Annotated in this window: 13 protein-coding genes; 3 read left to right on the forward strand and 10 right to left on the reverse strand. The window is 72.2% G+C overall.

The window, feature by feature from the left end; all coding sequences use genetic code 11:
• Positions 1-267: 267 nt before the first annotated feature.
• The 9 genes from OG302_RS12535 to rimP form a co-directional block, all read right to left on the reverse strand.
• The gene (locus tag OG302_RS12535; RefSeq protein WP_371526870.1) at positions 268-1,215 is read right to left on the reverse strand and encodes a bifunctional riboflavin kinase/FAD synthetase; all 948 of its coding nucleotides are present in this window, start codon (positions 1,213-1,215) and stop codon (positions 268-270) included.
• Positions 1,216-1,330: 115 nt separating this feature from the next.
• Entirely contained in the window at positions 1,331-4,963 is a 3,633-nt protein-coding gene (locus OG302_RS12540; protein ID WP_371526871.1) for a trypsin-like peptidase domain-containing protein, read from the reverse strand.
• A gap of 275 nt (positions 4,964-5,238) precedes the next feature.
• Positions 5,239-6,147, reverse strand: a complete 909-nt coding sequence (truB, locus tag OG302_RS12545) for a tRNA pseudouridine(55) synthase TruB (RefSeq protein WP_371526872.1) — start codon at positions 6,145-6,147, stop codon at positions 5,239-5,241.
• Positions 6,144-6,611 (reverse strand): 30S ribosome-binding factor RbfA, encoded by a 468-nt coding sequence (gene rbfA, locus OG302_RS12550; protein ID WP_371526873.1) that lies wholly within the window; start codon positions 6,609-6,611, stop codon positions 6,144-6,146. Before rbfA ends, truB begins: the two co-directional genes overlap by 4 nt.
• Positions 6,612-6,643: 32 nt before the next feature.
• Entirely contained in the window at positions 6,644-6,937 is a 294-nt protein-coding gene (locus OG302_RS12555) for a DUF503 domain-containing protein (RefSeq protein WP_361837859.1), read from the reverse strand.
• Between the two features lie 139 nt (positions 6,938-7,076).
• Positions 7,077-10,262, reverse strand: coding sequence for a translation initiation factor IF-2 (gene infB / locus OG302_RS12560; protein WP_371526874.1), 3,186 nt, complete (start codon positions 10,260-10,262; stop codon positions 7,077-7,079).
• Between the two features lie 145 nt (positions 10,263-10,407).
• Positions 10,408-10,698: a YlxR family protein gene (locus OG302_RS12565; protein WP_371526875.1), complete on the reverse strand. Its 291-nt coding sequence runs from the start codon at positions 10,696-10,698 to the stop codon at positions 10,408-10,410.
• Positions 10,699-10,799: 101 nt separating this feature from the next.
• A complete protein-coding gene (nusA, locus tag OG302_RS12570) occupies positions 10,800-11,798 on the reverse strand; it encodes a transcription termination factor NusA (RefSeq protein ID WP_371526876.1) in 999 nt (332 codons plus the stop codon).
• Positions 11,799-11,800: 2 nt separating this feature from the next.
• On the reverse strand, positions 11,801-12,301 hold the full coding sequence (gene rimP, locus OG302_RS12575) for a ribosome maturation factor RimP (RefSeq protein ID WP_371526877.1): 501 nt from the start codon (positions 12,299-12,301) through the stop codon (positions 11,801-11,803).
• A 252-nt stretch (positions 12,302-12,553) separates the two neighbouring features.
• Between rimP and OG302_RS12580 the strand changes: the two genes are divergently transcribed.
• From OG302_RS12580 to OG302_RS12590, 3 genes are read left to right on the forward strand one after another with little or no spacing between them, the layout of a single operon-like run.
• Positions 12,554-13,105, forward strand: coding sequence for a hypothetical protein (locus tag OG302_RS12580; RefSeq protein WP_371526878.1), 552 nt, complete (start codon positions 12,554-12,556; stop codon positions 13,103-13,105).
• Entirely contained in the window at positions 13,102-13,569 is a 468-nt protein-coding gene (locus OG302_RS12585) for a ferritin-like domain-containing protein (protein WP_371526879.1), read from the forward strand. The genes OG302_RS12580 and OG302_RS12585 overlap by 4 nt, the downstream gene beginning before the upstream one ends.
• Before the next feature lie 35 nt (positions 13,570-13,604).
• Positions 13,605-14,498 carry an aminoglycoside phosphotransferase family protein gene (locus OG302_RS12590; RefSeq protein WP_371526880.1) on the forward strand — a complete coding sequence of 298 codons (894 nt, stop codon included), beginning with the start codon at positions 13,605-13,607 and terminating at the stop codon, positions 14,496-14,498.
• 95 nt (positions 14,499-14,593) lie between these two features.
• On the opposite strand, the gene OG302_RS12595 is transcribed toward OG302_RS12590, so the two are convergent.
• Positions 14,594-16,291: a proline--tRNA ligase gene (locus tag OG302_RS12595; protein WP_361837880.1), complete on the reverse strand. Its 1,698-nt coding sequence runs from the start codon at positions 16,289-16,291 to the stop codon at positions 14,594-14,596.
• Positions 16,292-16,349 lie beyond the last annotated feature (58 nt).

Genomic DNA, 16,349 nt, shown 5'->3' on the forward strand with positions numbered 1-16,349 from the left:
TCACGTACTTGCGCGGCTACTCCGGACCCGCGCAAGTACGGTAGGGGCACGCACGGCGGCGGGGCGCGTCAGTCCCACCTGTATCCGTCCCCGAAGTTGAGGGTGTGCTTGAGGACGTCCTCCAGCGGGTCGTCGATCTTGGCCCGCTCACGTGCGGGCCACCGGTCGCGGCCCGCTCACCGTGGCCAACCCCCGCACGACCAGGAAGTCACCGATGATCATACGAACGGGTCGTCGGACCCCAGGGGCCATACGCAGCGCTTGCCGCTACTCGGCGGCCTCGATGAGGTCCCGGGCCTTCTTCACGTCGTCCGCGATGGCGACGAGCAGCGAGTCGATCGAGTCGAACTTCGCCTGGCCCCGCACGAAGGCGAGGAAGTCCACGGCCACGTGCAGCCCGTACAGGTCGAGCCCGACGCGGTCGATCGCGTACGCCTCGACGGTCCGTTCCGTCCCGTCGAACTGCGGGTTCGTCCCGACGGAGATCGCCGCGGGCATCGCCTCGCCCTGGGCGTGCAGCCACCCGGCGTAGACGCCGTCGGCGGGGATGGCGGTGTGCGGCAGCGTCTCCACGTTGGCGGTGGGGAAGCCCAGTTCACGCCCGCGCTGCGCGCCCCGTACGACGACGCCCTCGACGCGGTGCGGGCGGCCGAGGATCTCCGCGGCGCCCTCCACGTCACCCTCGGCGACCAGGCGCCGGGTGAGGGTGGAGGAGAAGGGCTCACCGCCCCCGGCCGCACCGCTCACGAACAGGTCGATGACATCGACCTCGTAGTCGTACGTGGCGCCGAGCTCGGTCAGGAAGGCGACGTTGCCCGCGGCCTTGTGGCCGAAGCGGAAGTTGGGGCCCTCGACGACCAGGCGCGCGTGCAGCTTGTCGACCAGGACCTTCACGACGAAATCGGCGGGCGACAGCTTCGAGAACTCCGTGGTGAACGGCAGGATGAGCAGTGCGTCCACGCCCAGCTCCGCCATGAGTTCGGCGCGCCGGTGGTGCGGGGCGAGCAGCGGCGGGTGGCTGCCCGGGCGCACGACCTCGGAGGGGTGCGGGTCGAAGGTGACGACCACGGCGGGCACGCCGAGCTCACGGGCGTGTGCCACCGCACGGCCGATGATCAGCTGGTGTCCGCGGTGTACGCCGTCGTAGGAACCGATGGTGACGACGCTGCGCCCCCAGTCCTGGGGGATGTCCTCCAAGCCACGCCAGCGCTGCACTGTCTTTGCTCCTCGCCGAACCTGTGTACGTGTGTGTACGTCCCATTGCCGATTGCGCAGGTCTAAGACTGCCATGCCCGCGCCATCGGGATCGCATCGGAGGGGGTGGCGGGGGTCACGCCGGGACACGTACTCCGGCGAGGTTCTCGATCATGCGGCGGGAGCTGGGGCCGACGAGGGCGGACCAGTCCTGCGGGGCCGCGCAGATCCACCTGGCCACCTGTGTGGAGAAGCCCGGCACGGAGCGGGCCAGCTCGACCAGGCGCCGGTCGAAGCAGGTCGCGCCTTCCGGGGTGCGGACGAGCAGCGCGCCGGTGCGGTGCACCAGCGCGCGGACCCGTTCCTTGTCCTCGCCGCCCGCCACGGCGCAGAGCACGGCGTCCAGGACTTCGGGCTCCCGCTCCTGGGCGAGCAGCGCCTCCAGGAGCTCGTTGCGCAGGGCGTGCGAGGCGTCGGTCCCGGGGGCGGCGACGGCCGTGGCGAGCGCGGCGCGCACGGGCGGCGGGCGGTGCCGCAGGAGGCCCGTGACCAGCGGGAGGAGGATCGCGCGTACGCCGGGCCCTTGCTCTAGGCGCAGGTCGAGGTACGCGGCCACGTGCCCCGCCAGGTCGGGGCGCAGCTCCAGCACGTCGCGTACGAGTTCGGCGACCCGCCTGGCCGGTACGGGGGCCGTCACGTCGGCCAGGGCGCGCAGGACGTCGCCGGGCGCGGGGCCGGGGCCGTACAGCCGGGTCCGGAAGGCGGCGAGCACCTGCTCCGGGTGGGTGTCGAGGGCGGCGGCGAGGGCGCTCGCGGGGAGCTGCGGGTCGCCGGCGGTGAAGCGCTTCAGGGCGGGCGGCAGGTGGCGTGCGCGGGTCTGCGGGTCGCGTACGAGGAGGGCGAGGGCGGCGCCGTGCAGCGAGCTGTCGGCGGCGCGGGCCAGCAGGGCGAAGGCCGCGTACCGCAGGAGCCTGCGGTCGGCGTCCGTGCTGGCGTGCGGCGCGGCGCGCAGGCCGTAGGCGACGGCGGCGACACGGCGCGCCGGGCGCGTGTCGTGCACCCAGCGGTCGACGGCCCGGCAGATGGCCGACGGCTCCTCCTCGGCCAGTGCGGCGAGCAGTTCGTCGGCCCGGGGGTGGGCGCAGTCGACCAGGATCTCGGCGAGGTCGTCGATGGCGCGGTGGCGGTGGGTGTGCAGCAGGGCCTGGGCCGCCGATGCGACGGTGGCGTGCGGGGTGGCTTCGAGGGGGCGTTCGTCGCTGAACCAGCGGGTCAGCTGTGGCTGCACGGTGGCGGGGTCCTCGGCGAGGAGTTCGGCGACCGCGTCGAGGCAGCGGGCCTGCGAGGGGCCGGGCGGGGGGTCGTGGATCACTGCCGTGCGCAGGAGGTCGAAGCGGTCGTCCTCGGTGAGGGGGAGGCCCAGCCAGAAGGATGCCTTGTACCTGCCCTGCCGGGCGAGGTCCGTGAGCAGCTCCAGGTAGGGCTTCGCGTCGCCCACCCGGGAGAGGGTCTCCTCCAGGAGCCGCCCGGCCCACCACAGGGCATCCTCCTGGCCCCTGGCCTCAGCCCCCGCCACGCCCTGACCCCTGGCCTCAGCCCCCGCCTCGCGCTGGCCCCTGGCCTCCTGCCCTGCCTCGCCTGCCCCCGGCGGCGGGCTGCTTTTCGCCGCTTCGCGGCGGGTCTCCCTCCCACCCACCCGATTGCCCCGCGTCTCCCCCGCCGACGCACCAGCCGACGCCGCAGCCTTCGCCGCTTCACAGCGTGCCTCCGAGCCACCCGCCCGATCGCCCAAGCCCTCCCCCACAGCCTCCACAGCCCCTGCAGCCGTCACAAACCCCACCAACTCCCCCAACCTCTCCCCCAGTTCCCCCACCCCCCGTTGCCGCCCCAACAACAGCAGCGCCTGGATCACCGGGCCGATCCTGTGCCTCGGTACCGGCAGTGACAGTGGCGGTGGTTCGGAACCCGGTGGGGTGGGGCCGTGGCGGTGTACCAGGGACCACAGGGCGCCGTCCACGTCCAGGTGCATCCCCTGGATCCAGTCCGCGAGCTCCTCGTGTGCGAAGCGGTAGCCGTCACCGGCAGGAGCGAGGAGCCCCTCGGTGAGGACCGCGGAGGCCCAGCCCGTGCCCCACGGGAAGATCTCCTCGAAGGACGCCCGGTCCAGTTCCCCCTGCCCCGGTCCCAGGCACCGCCGCGCAGCCTCGTGCACCTGGCCGGACACCTTCGCCGCGAGGCGCCGTACAGCCGTGCCGCGCAGGCCGTTCGCCGCCGCGAGCCGCACCGCCACGCGCAGGCACAGCACGTCCAGATAGGCCTCGAAGATCTCGTCCCGGCCGGGGCGGCCCGGCGGCGGGTCCTCCGGCAGAGCCGCCCGCACCTCGGCGAGCAGGCGCAGGGCGAGAGGGTGGCGCGCGTCGGCCGTGGCGAGCGCTCCGTCCGGGATGCCGTACCGCGCGCGGGCGATCCGTGCCTGCCGCTCGGGCAGATCCCCCAGGTGCACACACCCGGGGAAGAGTTCCTCGGAGAAGTGCGCTCCCGCCTGTTCCCAGTACTCCGCGCGGCAGGCCACCACGAGCCGCGCGCCCGTGTCCCGCAGCCACTCGGCCGTCCCCCTGCTCCACTCCGCGAGACGGTGCGCGAGGACCGGCGGCATCTCCTCGGGGCCGTCGAGCAACAGCAGCAGCGCCCGCCCCTCGTCCCGCACGAGCCGCGCGACCCGCCCGGCGGAGATGTCCCCGAGCCCGTCGTCGGCGTCGGCGAGCGAGCCCTCAGAGCCCCCCGGGGCCCCCGAAGCTTCCAGGATTCGGCCCGCCCGTTCCAGCGCACGCTCCACCGCGTCACCCACGTCCGTGTCCGTGCCCTGGAGATCGGCGCCGCGCAGCCACAGCGTGGGCGCCGGCTCGGCGCCTCGGGCGCGGCATGCGGCGAGGGCGGCGAGTTCCGTCGTCCGGCCGGTGCCGGGAGCGCCGACCAGGCCGAGCACTTGTGCGCGCCCGGCGGTGAAGCGGGCCAACTCCGCTTTGGTGTCCGGGCGTTCGACCGGTTCGAGGAGGGCGGGGCGCGGGCCGTCGGACCCCAATGACGTGGCCGCCAGGTGCAGCACGCCCGCCAGATTCAGATCGCGGCCGTACGCCGGAACGGTCGCCGCATTGCGTGCGAGGAGCTCGGCGAGCGGCCCGCCCGGACCGGCGGCTGCCGCCTCCCGCAGCTGCACGGCGAACCCCGCCGCACTGTGCTCGCCGTGCAACGCGGTACCGAGGACGGCGAGGACGGCCCCGGACGAGACGTCGAGGACCGGGCCGCCCGCGGCCCCGCCACCGAGCCGCAGCGCGTCGGCGCCGTCCGTGCCGATGGCGAGCTCCATCGCCTGGTCGACCAGATGGAAGCGGTCCGTCGCGGTGTACGTGACGGATGCCGGGCCAAGCACCCTCGCCTCGCGCCGGCCGCGCGCCACGATGCGTACATAGGTGCCCACGGGGACGGTTTCGCGGACCGTGACGGGCAGCGGCCGCAGCTCAAGACCGTCGGTGCGGACGAGCGCCAGATCGGTCTCGGGGAGGGCCACCACGGCGTCGGCGCCGACCACGCAGACGCGCTCCCCCGCCGCGTGCAGCACGAGCCGCGCGAGGCCGTCGACCGCTTCGTGGCTGGTGATCACCGTGCCGTGGTCGTCGGCGGCGAAGCCCATGCCCCGTGGCCGCCCGGCCAGATCGCAGATCCGCACGAGGGCACCGTCGAGCGCCGTCGGGTCGCCCTGTCCCGCCATGCCCGAACCTCCCGCGACGCCCCGTCCCTCTGACGGTAGGTCGGCGGTGATCAGCGGGACAGAACGCGTCGCGAACGCGCCCCCTTCCGCCCCCTCGGTTCACTCCGAGCGCCTGCCCGATGGGGTGAATCGGCAGGGCGCGATGGATACATCTTGGGGTGGGGGGATTCGCCGTGGAGCGGCGTGCGGCCACGCGCACAGCTGCCGCCGCTCCACGACGGAGATCGACGTACGGGAAGACGGGGCTCCGGCGTACGTGCGGAGAAGGCGCGGGCTCAGGCGAAGACGGCCAGGCTCTTGGCCTTGCCCTTGAGCTCCTCGGCCAGGACCAGGAACCGGCCCTCCGGATCGAAGACCGCGACAGCGCCGACCCCGGCGTACTCCCCCGGCATCTCGATCCGCACGCCGTTGAGCAGCAGCCGAGCCCGCTTCTCGTCCACGTCCCAGCGCGGGAAGGCGGCGGTGGCCGCGTCCGCCACCGGCATCACCGTCAGCTCCTCCTGGAGCTGGTCGATGGTCTTCGCCGCGTCCAGCTTGTACGGGCCGACGCGGGTGCGCCGCAGGGCCGTCAGGTGGCCGCCGACCCCGAGGTCGGCGCCCAGGTCGCGGGCCAGGGCGCGGATGTACGTCCCCGACGAGCAGACGACGGAGACGACCAGGTCGAGGACGGGGGTGCCGTCCTCGGCGACGGCGTCCCTGACGTCGTACACGGTGAAGGCGGAGATCTTCACCGGCCGGGCGGGGATCTCGAAGTCCTCGCCCTCGCGCGCTCGCGCGTACGACCGCTTGCCGTCGATCTTGATGGCGCTGACCTTCGACGGCACCTGCATGATGTCGCCGGAGAGCTTGGCGATGCCCGCGTCGATGGCGTCGCGCTTGATGCCCGAGGCGTCGGCCGACGAGGTGATCTCGCCCTCGGCGTCGTCCGTGACGGTGTTCTGGCCGAGCCGGATCGTGCCGAGGTACTCCTTCTCCGTCAGCGCGAGATGGCCGAGGAGTTTGGTCGCCCGCTCGACCCCGAGGACGAGAACGCCCGTCGCCATGGGGTCGAGGGTGCCCGCGTGGCCGACGCGGCGGGTCTTGGCGATCCCGCGCATCTTGGCGACCACGTCATGCGAAGTGAAGCCGGACGGCTTGTCGACGATGACAAGTCCGTCCGGCGTCTTGTTGCCGGTGTTGCTCATGCCGAGGCGTCGCCATCCGTCTCGTCGTTGTCGTCGTCGTCCGCTTCCGGCTTGCGGTACGGGTCGGCCCCGCCGGCGAACTCGGCGCCCGCGGACACCTCGCGCACCTTCTCGTCCGACATCCGGGCCTTGTCGAGGAGGTCCTCGATGGCCTTGGCGTTGTCCGGCAGCGCGTCCGCCACGAAGGTGAGGCTCGGGGTGAACTTCACACCCGCCGCCGCACCGACCGCCGAACGGAGGACGCCCTTGGCGCTCTCCAGGCCGGCGGCGGCTGCCGCGCGGTCCTCGTCGTCGCCGTAGACCGTGTAGAAGACGGTCGCCTCCCGCAGGTCACCCGTCACCCGGGTGTCCGTGATGGTCACATGCGTACCGAGCCGCGGGTCCTTGATCCCGCGCTGCAGCTTCTTGGCAACCACCTCTCGGATGAGGTCCGCCAGCCTTTTCGCCCGCGCGTTGTCGGCCACTGCTCCGTCTCCTTCTTCGCCTTGCTGTGCAATCAGTCTTCGTCGCCGTGGAGCCTGCGTCGAACGGAGAGCAGCTCCACCTCGGGACGGGCGGCGACCAGGCGCTCGCACCGGTCCAGTACGTCGGTGAGGTGCCCCGTCTCCCCGGAGACCAATGCCAGGCCGATCTCGGCCCTGCGATGGAGGTCCTGGTTGCCGGTCTCCGCCGCGCTCACCGCGTATTTGCGCATGAGTTCGGCGACGATCGGGCGGACGACGGAGCGTTTCTCCTTCAGCGAGTGAACGTCGCCGAGGAGCAGATCGAAGGACAGTGTCCCCACATACATGTGTGTCCGGATGTCCCGCCGGTTCGGGGTCGTGCCCCGCCAACCACTTGGCAGGGACACAAGAACCGTACACGGAACGGCCGGGGCCGATCGACGGGATTTACCTCCCCTCGACCGGCCCCGGTTCGAGCTGCGTTGATCAGCCGCGAGGCTTCTCGCGCATCTCGTACGTCGCGATGACGTCGTCGATCTTGATGTCGTTGAAGTTGCCGAGGTTGATACCGCCCTCGAACCCTTCGCGGATCTCGGTGACGTCGTCCTTGAAGCGGCGCAGACCGGAGATGTTGAGGCTCTCCGCGATGACCTTGCCGTCGCGGATGAGGCGCGCCTTGGTGTTGCGCTTGACCTCGCCCGACCGGACCAGGACACCGGCGATGTTGCCCAGCTTGGACGAGCGGAAGATCTCGCGGATCTCCGCCGTGCCGAGCTCGACCTCTTCGTACTCCGGCTTGAGCATGCCCTTGAGGGCCGCTTCGATCTCTTCGATCGCCTGGTAGATGACCGAGTAGTACCGGACGTCCACGCCTTCGCGGTCGGCCATCTGCGCGGCACGACCGGCCGCACGGACGTTGAAGCCGATCACGATCGCGTCGGAGCCGGTCGCCAGGTCGATGTCCGACTCGGTGACCGCACCCACGCCGCGGTGCAGGACGCGGATGTCGACCTCTTCGCCGACGTCGAGCTGGAGCAGCGAGGACTCGAGAGCCTCCACCGAACCGGACGCGTCGCCCTTGATGATGAGGTTGAGTTCCTGCACCAGACCGGCCTTGAGGGCCTCGTCCAGGTTCTCCAGGGAGAACCGAACACCCTTGCGGGCGAAGCGGACGTTGCGCTCACGGGCGGCACGCTTCTCGGCGATCTGACGGGCCGTACGGTCCTCGTCGACGACCAGGAAGTTGTCGCCGGCACCCGGGACGTTGGTGAGACCGAGGACGAGGACCGGAGTCGACGGACCCGCCTCTTCCACGTTCTCGCCCTTGTCGTCGAGCATCGCGCGGACTCGGCCGTACGCGTCGCCGACCACCATCGTGTCACCGACGCGGAGGGTACCGCGCTGGACCAGGACGGTCGCGACGGCGCCGCGGCCCTTGTCCAGGTGGGACTCGATCGCAATACCCTGCGCGTCCTGCGCCGGGTTCGCGCGCAGGTCGAGCGAGGCGTCCGCGGTCAGGACCACGGCCTCCAGGAGGGCCTCGATGTTCTCGCCCTGCTTGGCGGAGATGTCGACGAACATCGTGTCGCCGCCGTACTCCTCGGCCACCAGACCGAACTCGGTGAGCTGACCGCGCACCTTGGTCGGGTCGGCACCCTCGACGTCGATCTTGTTGACCGCGACCACGATCGGCACGTCGGCCGCCTTGGCGTGGTTCAGCGCCTCGATCGTCTGCGGCATCACACCGTCGTTGGCCGCGACCACGAGGATCGCGATGTCGGTGGACTTCGCACCACGGGCACGCATGGCGGTGAACGCCTCGTGACCGGGGGTGTCGATGAAGGTGATCCGGCGGTCCTCGCCGTTGACCTCGGCACCGACCTGGTACGCACCGATGTGCTGCGTAATACCGCCGGCCTCGCCCGCAATGACGTTCGTCTTGCGGATCGCGTCCAGAAGTCGGGTCTTACCGTGGTCGACGTGACCCATGACGGTCACGACCGGCGGACGCGCGACGAGTGCTTCCTCGCCGCCCTCGTCCTCGCCGAACTCGATGTCGAAGGACTCGAGCAGCTCGCGGTCCTCCTCCTCGGGGCTGACGATCTCAAGGACGAAGTTCATCTCGTCCGCGAGCAGCCTCAGCGTCTCGTCCGGCACGGACTGCGTGGCCGTGACCATCTCGCCGAGGTTCATCATCACGCCGACGAGCGACGCCGGGTTGGCGTTGATCTTCTCGGCGAAGTCGGTCAGCGAGGCACCACGGGACAGGCGGACAGCCTGGCCGTTGCCCCTCGGCAGCATGACGCCGCCGACCGACGGAGCCTGCATCGACTCGTACTCCTGGCGCCTCTGCCGCTTCGACTTGCGGCCACGACGGGCGGGCCCGCCGGGACGGCCGAACGCACCCTGCGTGCCACCACGGGCACCGGGGCCGCCGGGACGACCGCCACCGGGGCGACCGGCGAAACCGCCGCCACCACCGGGACGACCGGCGAAACCGCCACCGCCACCGCCACCACCGGGACGACCGGCGAAACCGCCACCGCCACCGGGACCGGCCGGACGGCCTGCGAAGCCGCCGCCACCGGGACGACCGCCGCCGCCCGGGCGACCGCCGCCGCCACCGGGACCACGGCCACCGCCGGGGCCACCACCGGGACGCGGACCGGCAGCGGGACGCTGCGGCATCATGCCCGGGTTGGGACGGTTACCGCCGCCACCGGGGGCGCCGCCGGGACGCGGGGCACCACCCTGCGGGCGAGGCATGCCGCCGGGGCTGGGGCGAGCGCCGCCCTGACCCTGCGGACGAGGAGCACCCTGGCCGCCCTGGCCCTGCGGGCGCGGGGCGCCGCCGGGACCGCCGGGGCCACCCTGGCCGCCGGGACGCGGGGCGCCGCCCGGACGGGGCGCCTGCGGGCGCGCCATGCCGGTGGAGCCACCAGAGGTGAAGGGGTTGTTGCCGGGACGCGGTCCTGCCGGACGGCCACCGGGGCGCGCTGCGCCACCCTGGCCGCCGGGACGCGGAGCGCCACCCTGACGGTCGCCGCGGTCGCCACGACCCTGGCCACCCTGACCCTGACCACCCTGGCCGGGGGCCGGACGGCCCGCGGGCTTGGGGGCACCCGGGCGAGCGCCCGGACGGGGACCTGCCGGCGCCGAAGAGGCGGCAGGGGCAGCCGGAGCGGCCGGCGGAGCGGTGAACTCCGGGGCGGCCGGAGCCGGGCTGACCGGTGCGGCAGGGGCAGCCGGAGCCGCCGGGGCGGCCGGAGCTGCGGGCGCCGGCTTCGGCGTCGGCGGCTTCGGACCCGGACGCGGGCCGGGAGCGGCCGGGGAGGCCGCGGGCTTGTCGGCCGCGGCGGCGGGCTTGGCCGCCGGCGGCTTCGGCGCGGCCGGACCCGGACGGGCGGCCTGCGCGGGAGAGGGGGACGCCGGGCCCGAGGGGGCCGGCGGCTTGGGGGCGGCCTGCTTGCGCGGCGCCCCGGGCTTGGCGGCGGCGGGCTTGCCGTTGCCACCACCCTGGTTCAATGCGTCAGTCAATTTGCGTACAACGGGCGCCTCGATCGTCGAGGACGCCGAACGTACGAATTCACCGAGTTCTTGGAGCTTGGCCATGACGACCTTGCTCTCTACGCCGAACTCCTTGGCGAGCTCGTATACCCGGACCTTAGCCACTTCGCTCCTTTTAGGTCCGGGTTACGCCGGACCGTCGCTACTTCATGGGCGTACTCATCGCGTGCTCATCGAGTGCTCATCGCAATCTCGACCTACTTCCAACTCGCGGAATACCAGGGCCGCGCGGGGTTCCGCGCGACCTTCCTTACGGTGTTGCCTGCTGGGCAACTGTCTCGACGACTCGGCGCAAGTCCGCCGTGTCGAGCGGGCCCGGGGCCCGGAAGGCCCTCGGGAACGCCCTGCGTCGGACCGCCAGGTCGAGACAGACCGGAACGGGGTGGATGTACGCACCCCGGCCGGGCAGCGTACCGCTTGGATCGGGGGCGCAAGCGCCCTCTTTCGCCACGATGCGCAGCAGATCGTTCTTGGCCGCTCGCTCCCGGCACCCCACACAGGTGCGTTCAGGGCATGCGCGGGCTTGCGTCCGGCCAGACACGATTAAGTCTACCTCCCCGCACCGACCTCACCCCTTTGGGGCAAAAATCGAACGGTTGTTGTCTTGATCAGTACGCGATCAGCGGTCGATCGGCACCCCGATCAGGCCTCCGGGGAGTCCTGCGGCTGCTCGGTGTCCGGACGGATGTCGATGCGCCAGCCCGTGAGCCGCGCGGCGAGGCGGGCGTTCTGGCCCTCCTTGCCGATCGCGAGGGAGAGCTGGTAGTCGGGCACCGTGACCCGCGCGGAACGGGCCGCGAGGTCGACGATCTCCACCTTGCTGACCCGCGCCGGGGAGAGCGCGTGGGCGACCATCTCACCCGGGTCGTCCGACCAGTCGACGATGTCGATCTTCTCGCCGTTGAGCTCGGCCATGACGTTGCGCACACGCTGGCCCATCGGACCGATGCAGGCGCCCTTGGCGTTGAGCCCGGAGCGGGTGGAACGGACCGCGATCTTGGTCCGGTGACCGGCCTCGCGGGCGATGGCCGAGATCTCGACCGATCCGTCGGCGATCTCCGGCACCTCGAGCGCGAAGAGCTTCTTGACGAGGTTCGGGTGCGTGCGGGACAGCGTGACCGAGGGGCCGCGGACGCCCTTCGCCACCCGGACGACGTACGAACGAAGGCGCAGACCGTGGGCGTACTCCTCGCCCGGGACCTGCTCCTGCACCGGCAGGATGGCCTCGAGCTTGCCGATGTCGACGAGCACGTTCTTCGGGTCGCGGCCCTGCTGGACGACGCCCGTGACGATGTCGCCCTCGCGGCCGGCGTACTCCCCGAGCGTCGCGTCGTCCTGGGCGTCGCGCAGACGCTGCAGGATGACCTGCTTGGCGGTCGTCGCGGCGATCCGGCCGAAGTCCGACGGGGTGTCGTCGAACTCCTTGGCCTCCTGCCCCTCTTCGAGGTCCGCCGGGTCCTCCGTCGCCCACACCGTCACATGGCCGCTGTCGCGGTCCAGCTTCACGCGGGCGCGACGGAAACTGCCGTCGGTGCGGTGGTAGGCGATGAGGAGGGCCGACTCGATCGCCTCGACCAGCAGGTCGAAGGAGATCTCCTTCTCCCGGACCAGACCCCGCAGGGCACTCATGTCGATGTCCACGGCTACGCCTCCTCTTCCTTCTTGTCCTTGCGGTTGAACTCGACCTCGACGCGCGCCTTGGCGATCGCGTCGAAGGTGAGCCTGCGGGCGGTGGGCTTACGCCCCTTCACGCCCGGTACTTCAAGATTCACGCCTTCGTCGTCCACCTCGAGGATGCGGGCGATCAGGTCGTCGCCGCCCTCCGTCAGCTGGAACTTCACCAGGCGGCCGACGGCGCGCAGATAGTGGCGGTGCTCCGTCAGCGGGCGCTCGGCGCCCGGGGAGCCGACTTCGAGGGTGTACTCCCCGTCGCCCATCGCGTCGCTCTCGTCGAGCTTCTCGGAGATTTCGCGGCTGATCTCCGCGATCTGATCCAGGTCCACGCCGTCGTCGGAGTCGATCACCACGCGCAGCACCCGACTGCGTCCGACCGAGGCCACTTCGATCTCTTCGAGATCCAGTTCCTTCGAGCTGACGAGCGGTTCCAGCAGTTCTCGCAGCCTCTCGCTCTGGGTGGTGCTCATCCGGGTGACTCCTCGGCCGCGTGTGCTGTTGTGGGATCGTTCGCGTGTCAGGTCAAAGGGTATCCGGTCCCGAGGGGTGTTGCCGCCCGCCGTCCGGCCCCCGTCCGGCCGCGGCACGGCCCCGTCCGACCGGCACCGAGCCGCTCACGCGTACGAGGGCAGGCCGCAGGTACGGTGATCACCGGGCTCGCGCCCGGCTCGCCCACCATCTGACTGCCTGCCTTTCTGGCCTTCCTGCCGAGGACGTCCGCTGTGCCGTCGTATCCCACCCCCTCGCACGCCCGCTCGGGGCCGCGCCGCAGGAGCCTGCTGACCGGGGCCGCCGGAGCGGCCGGGGCCGTACTGCTCTCGGGCTGCTCGGACTCCTCGTCCACGGACGAGGACGAGCGCCCCTCCGCCGCCGCGCGGCTGCGCGCGCGTGCCGCCCGGGACAGCGGTGAGCTGCTCGGGCGCTACGACGCCGTCCTCGCCGCGCATCCCTCGCTGGCCGGGCGGCTGGATCCGCTGCGGGCCGAGGTGAAGCGGCACGAGGCGGTCTTCGCCGAGGGATCCGCTCCCCCGAGCCCCTCGGCTTCGACGGGTGCTCCCGCCCCCTCCGCCCCCTCCGCGCCGCCCTCCCGGAAGCCCGCCGTCCCCAAGGACGAGAAGGACGCGGTGCGTGAGCTCGCCAAGGCCGAGCGGGAGCTGGCCAAGCGGCGCGGGAGCGAGCTGCTGGACGCGCCGGCTGAGCTGGCCAGGCTGCTCGCGTCGGTGGCGGCCTCGGGCGCCACGCACGCGTATCTGCTGACGGAGGGCGACAAGTGAGCGATTCCAAGGACGAGTTGCGCGCGGTGCAGGCCGCGCTGGGCGCCGAGCACGCCGCCGTGTACGGCTTCGGGGTCGTCGGCGGCCGGATCAGCGAGGGCCGCAGGGAGGAGGCGCGCACGGCGTACGACGCGCATCGCGCCCGGCGCGACGCGTTGCAGCGCGCCGTGCGCGACCTGGGCGGCGAGCCCGAGCCGTCGGCGGCCGCCTACGCGCTGCCGTTCGCGGTGCCGGACTCCGATGCCGCCGTACGGCTCGCCACGGAGCTGGAGGAACGGGTCGCGGGGGTCTACTCCGATCTCGTACGGGCCTCCACCGGCGCCCGGCGCGGCAGCGCGGCCGAGGCGCTTCGGGAGGCGGCGGTCCGTGCGGCACGGTGGCGCGGCGGGAGCGTAACCTTCCCTGGTCTCGCAGAGCGGGCCGCCGGGTCGGACACCACCGCACCGGCGGGCCCCAAGGCGTAGGCGCTCACGACCGCCAGGAAGGGAACACCTCGCGCATGGCTTTCGAACCGCCCCGGCGCCTCGTCACCGCACTCGGCGAGGCGGCGCAGGACGGCGACGACTGGCTGGAGAAGCTGCCCGGAGCAGCCGAACAGGCCGTCGCTCTACGCGAGTTGACCGTCGAGCGGGTGCACGTGCCCGGTGGGCGCAGCAGCCTCGTCATCATGGTACGCCAAGCCGACGACGCGCCCGCGGTGCTGAAGCTGGTGCCGCCGAGGTCGCGGCCCGAGAGCGAGCGCGCCGCGCTCGCGCACTGGAACGGGCTCGGTGCCGTACGGCTGCTCGACCCCTCCGCCGCGGACGGGGCCCTCCTCCTGGAGCGGCTGCACCGCGATGTGTCGGTCCGTTCGCTGCCCGAGGCCAAGGCCCTCCTGGAGGCGGCGGGCACGCTGCGCCGGCTGTGGGTGGAGCCGCCCACCGGGCACCGCTTCGAGACGGTCGCCGAGCGGACGGGACGGCAGGCGGACGCGATGCGGGCCGCCTCGGACGGGGACGTCGCGCCGCTGGTGGACGCCGCGCTCGCCGCGCGGGACGAGCTGCTGGCCGGGGACGTGGAGGTACGGCTGCTGCACGGCACGTTCCGGCAGAGCAAGGTGCTTCAGGGCGACCGCGTGCCGTGGCTGGCCGTGGGGCCCGACCCGGTGGTGGGCGAGTGCGCGTTCGACCTGGCCCGCCTGGTGCGGGACCGGGTGGAGGACCTCATCGCCTCGCCCTCCGGGGCGTCGATCACCCGGCGCCGGGTGAAGAAGCTGGCCGAGTCGCTGGACGTGGACCAGGAGCGGCTGCGGGGCTGGACGCTGTTCCGGGCCGTGGAGTCCGGGGTGCGGGCACGGCGCGTGGGGCGGGAGCAGGACGCGGAGCTGCTGCTGGAGTTCGCGGGGTGGCTGTAGCGGGCTCCTGTGCCGCAACCACTTGATCCGCCGAGTTCGTCCCCAGACGCCGGACGGGCTGAAGATTCAGCCCGTCCGGCGTCTGAGCATCAGGCTCAGGCAGTGAGTCGCGCGATCGCCTCGGCCACGGTGAGCTCCTCGCGCTCGCCGGTGCGGCGGTCCTTCAGCTCCACGACGCCCTCGGCGGAACGGCGGCCCGCCACCAGGATCTGCGGGACACCGATCAGCTCGGCGTCCGTGAACTTCACGCCGGGCGAGACGCCCGCCCTGTCGTCGACCAGGACCCGGACGCCCGCCGCGTTCAGCTGCTCGGAGACGTCGAGCGCGAGCTCCGTCTGGAGCGCCTTGCCCGCGGCCACCACGTGGACGTCGGCGGGGGCGATCTCCTTGGGCCAGCACAGGCCCTTGTCGTCCGCGGTCTGCTCGGCGAGCGCCGCCACCGCGCGCGAGACGCCGATACCGTACGAGCCCATGGTCACGCGGACCGGCTTGCCCTGCTGGCCCAGGACGTCGAGCTGGAAGGCGTCGGCGAACTTGCGGCCGAGCTGGAAGATGTGGCCGATCTCGATGGCGCGGTCCAGCTTCAGGCCGGTGCCGCACTTGGGGCAGGGGTCGCCCTCCTCGACGACCACGACGTCGAGGTAGTCGTCGACCTCGAAGTCACGGCCCGCGACGACGTTCTTCGCATGCGTGTTGATCTTGTTCGCGCCGGTGATCCAGGCGGTGCCCGCCGCCACCCGCGGGTCGGCGATGTAGCGGACCTTGTCCAGGCCCTGCGGGCCGACGTAGCCGCGTACGAGATCGTCGCGGCCCTCGAAGTCCTCGGCCGTCACCAGCTCCACGACGGCGGGCGCCAGGTGCTCGCCGAGCTTGCCGAGGTCGACCTCGCGGTCGCCGGGCACGCCCACGGCGACGATCTCGCCGTCGACCTTGACCAGGAGGTTCTTCAGGGTCGCGGAGGCCGGGACGCCGAGGTGGGCGGCGAGCGTCTCGATGGTCGGGGTGTCGGGGGTGTCCAGCTCCTCGACGGGGCCGTGCGCCGAGCCGTCGGCGGCCTCCGTGACGACGAAGGAGACGGCCTCCGTGTTGGCCGCGTAGTCGCACGCGGGGCAGTCCACGAAGGTGTCCTCGCCGGCCGGCGCGGGCGCCAGGAACTCCTCGGAGGCCGAGCCGCCCATCGCGCCGGAGACGGCGGAGACGATGCGGTGGTCGAGGCCGAGACGCTCGAAGATCTTGATGTACGCGGCGCGGTGCAGGGCGTACGACTCGGCGAGGCCCTCGTCCGTGGTGTCGAAGGAGTACGAGTCCTTCATCTGGAACTCGCGGCCGCGGAGCACACCGGCGCGGGGGCGGGCCTCGTCGCGGTACTTCGTCTGGATCTGGTAGAGGATCACCGGCAGGTCCTTGTAGGACGAGCACTGGTCCTTGACGATCTGGGTGAAGATCTCCTCGTGCGTCGGACCGAGGAGGTAGTCGGCGCCCTTGCGGTCCTTGAGGCGGAACAGCAGGTCGCCGTACTCGTCGTAGCGGCCCGTCGCGTCGTACGACTCCTTGGGCAGGAGCGCTGGCAGGAGGACTTCCTGGGCGCCGATGGCGTCCATCTCCTCGCGCACGACGTGGGTGATGTTCTCCAGGACCTTCTTGCCCAGCGGCAGCCAGGACCAGATGCCTGCGGCGGTGCGGCGGACGTATCCGGCCCGGACGAGCAGCTTGTGGTTGAGCGTCTCTGCGTCCGCCGGGTCGTCGCGCAGTGTCTTGATCATCAATCGGGACATGCGCTGGACCTGGGCCATGGTGAACTCCTGCGAAAGGGGGTCCCCCCTGCTCGGCCTAAGCCGAGAGCTTGGGGAA

The sequence above is a fragment of the Streptomyces sp. NBC_01283 genome, from assembly GCF_041435335.1.
Classification (GTDB): domain Bacteria; phylum Actinomycetota; class Actinomycetes; order Streptomycetales; family Streptomycetaceae; genus Streptomyces.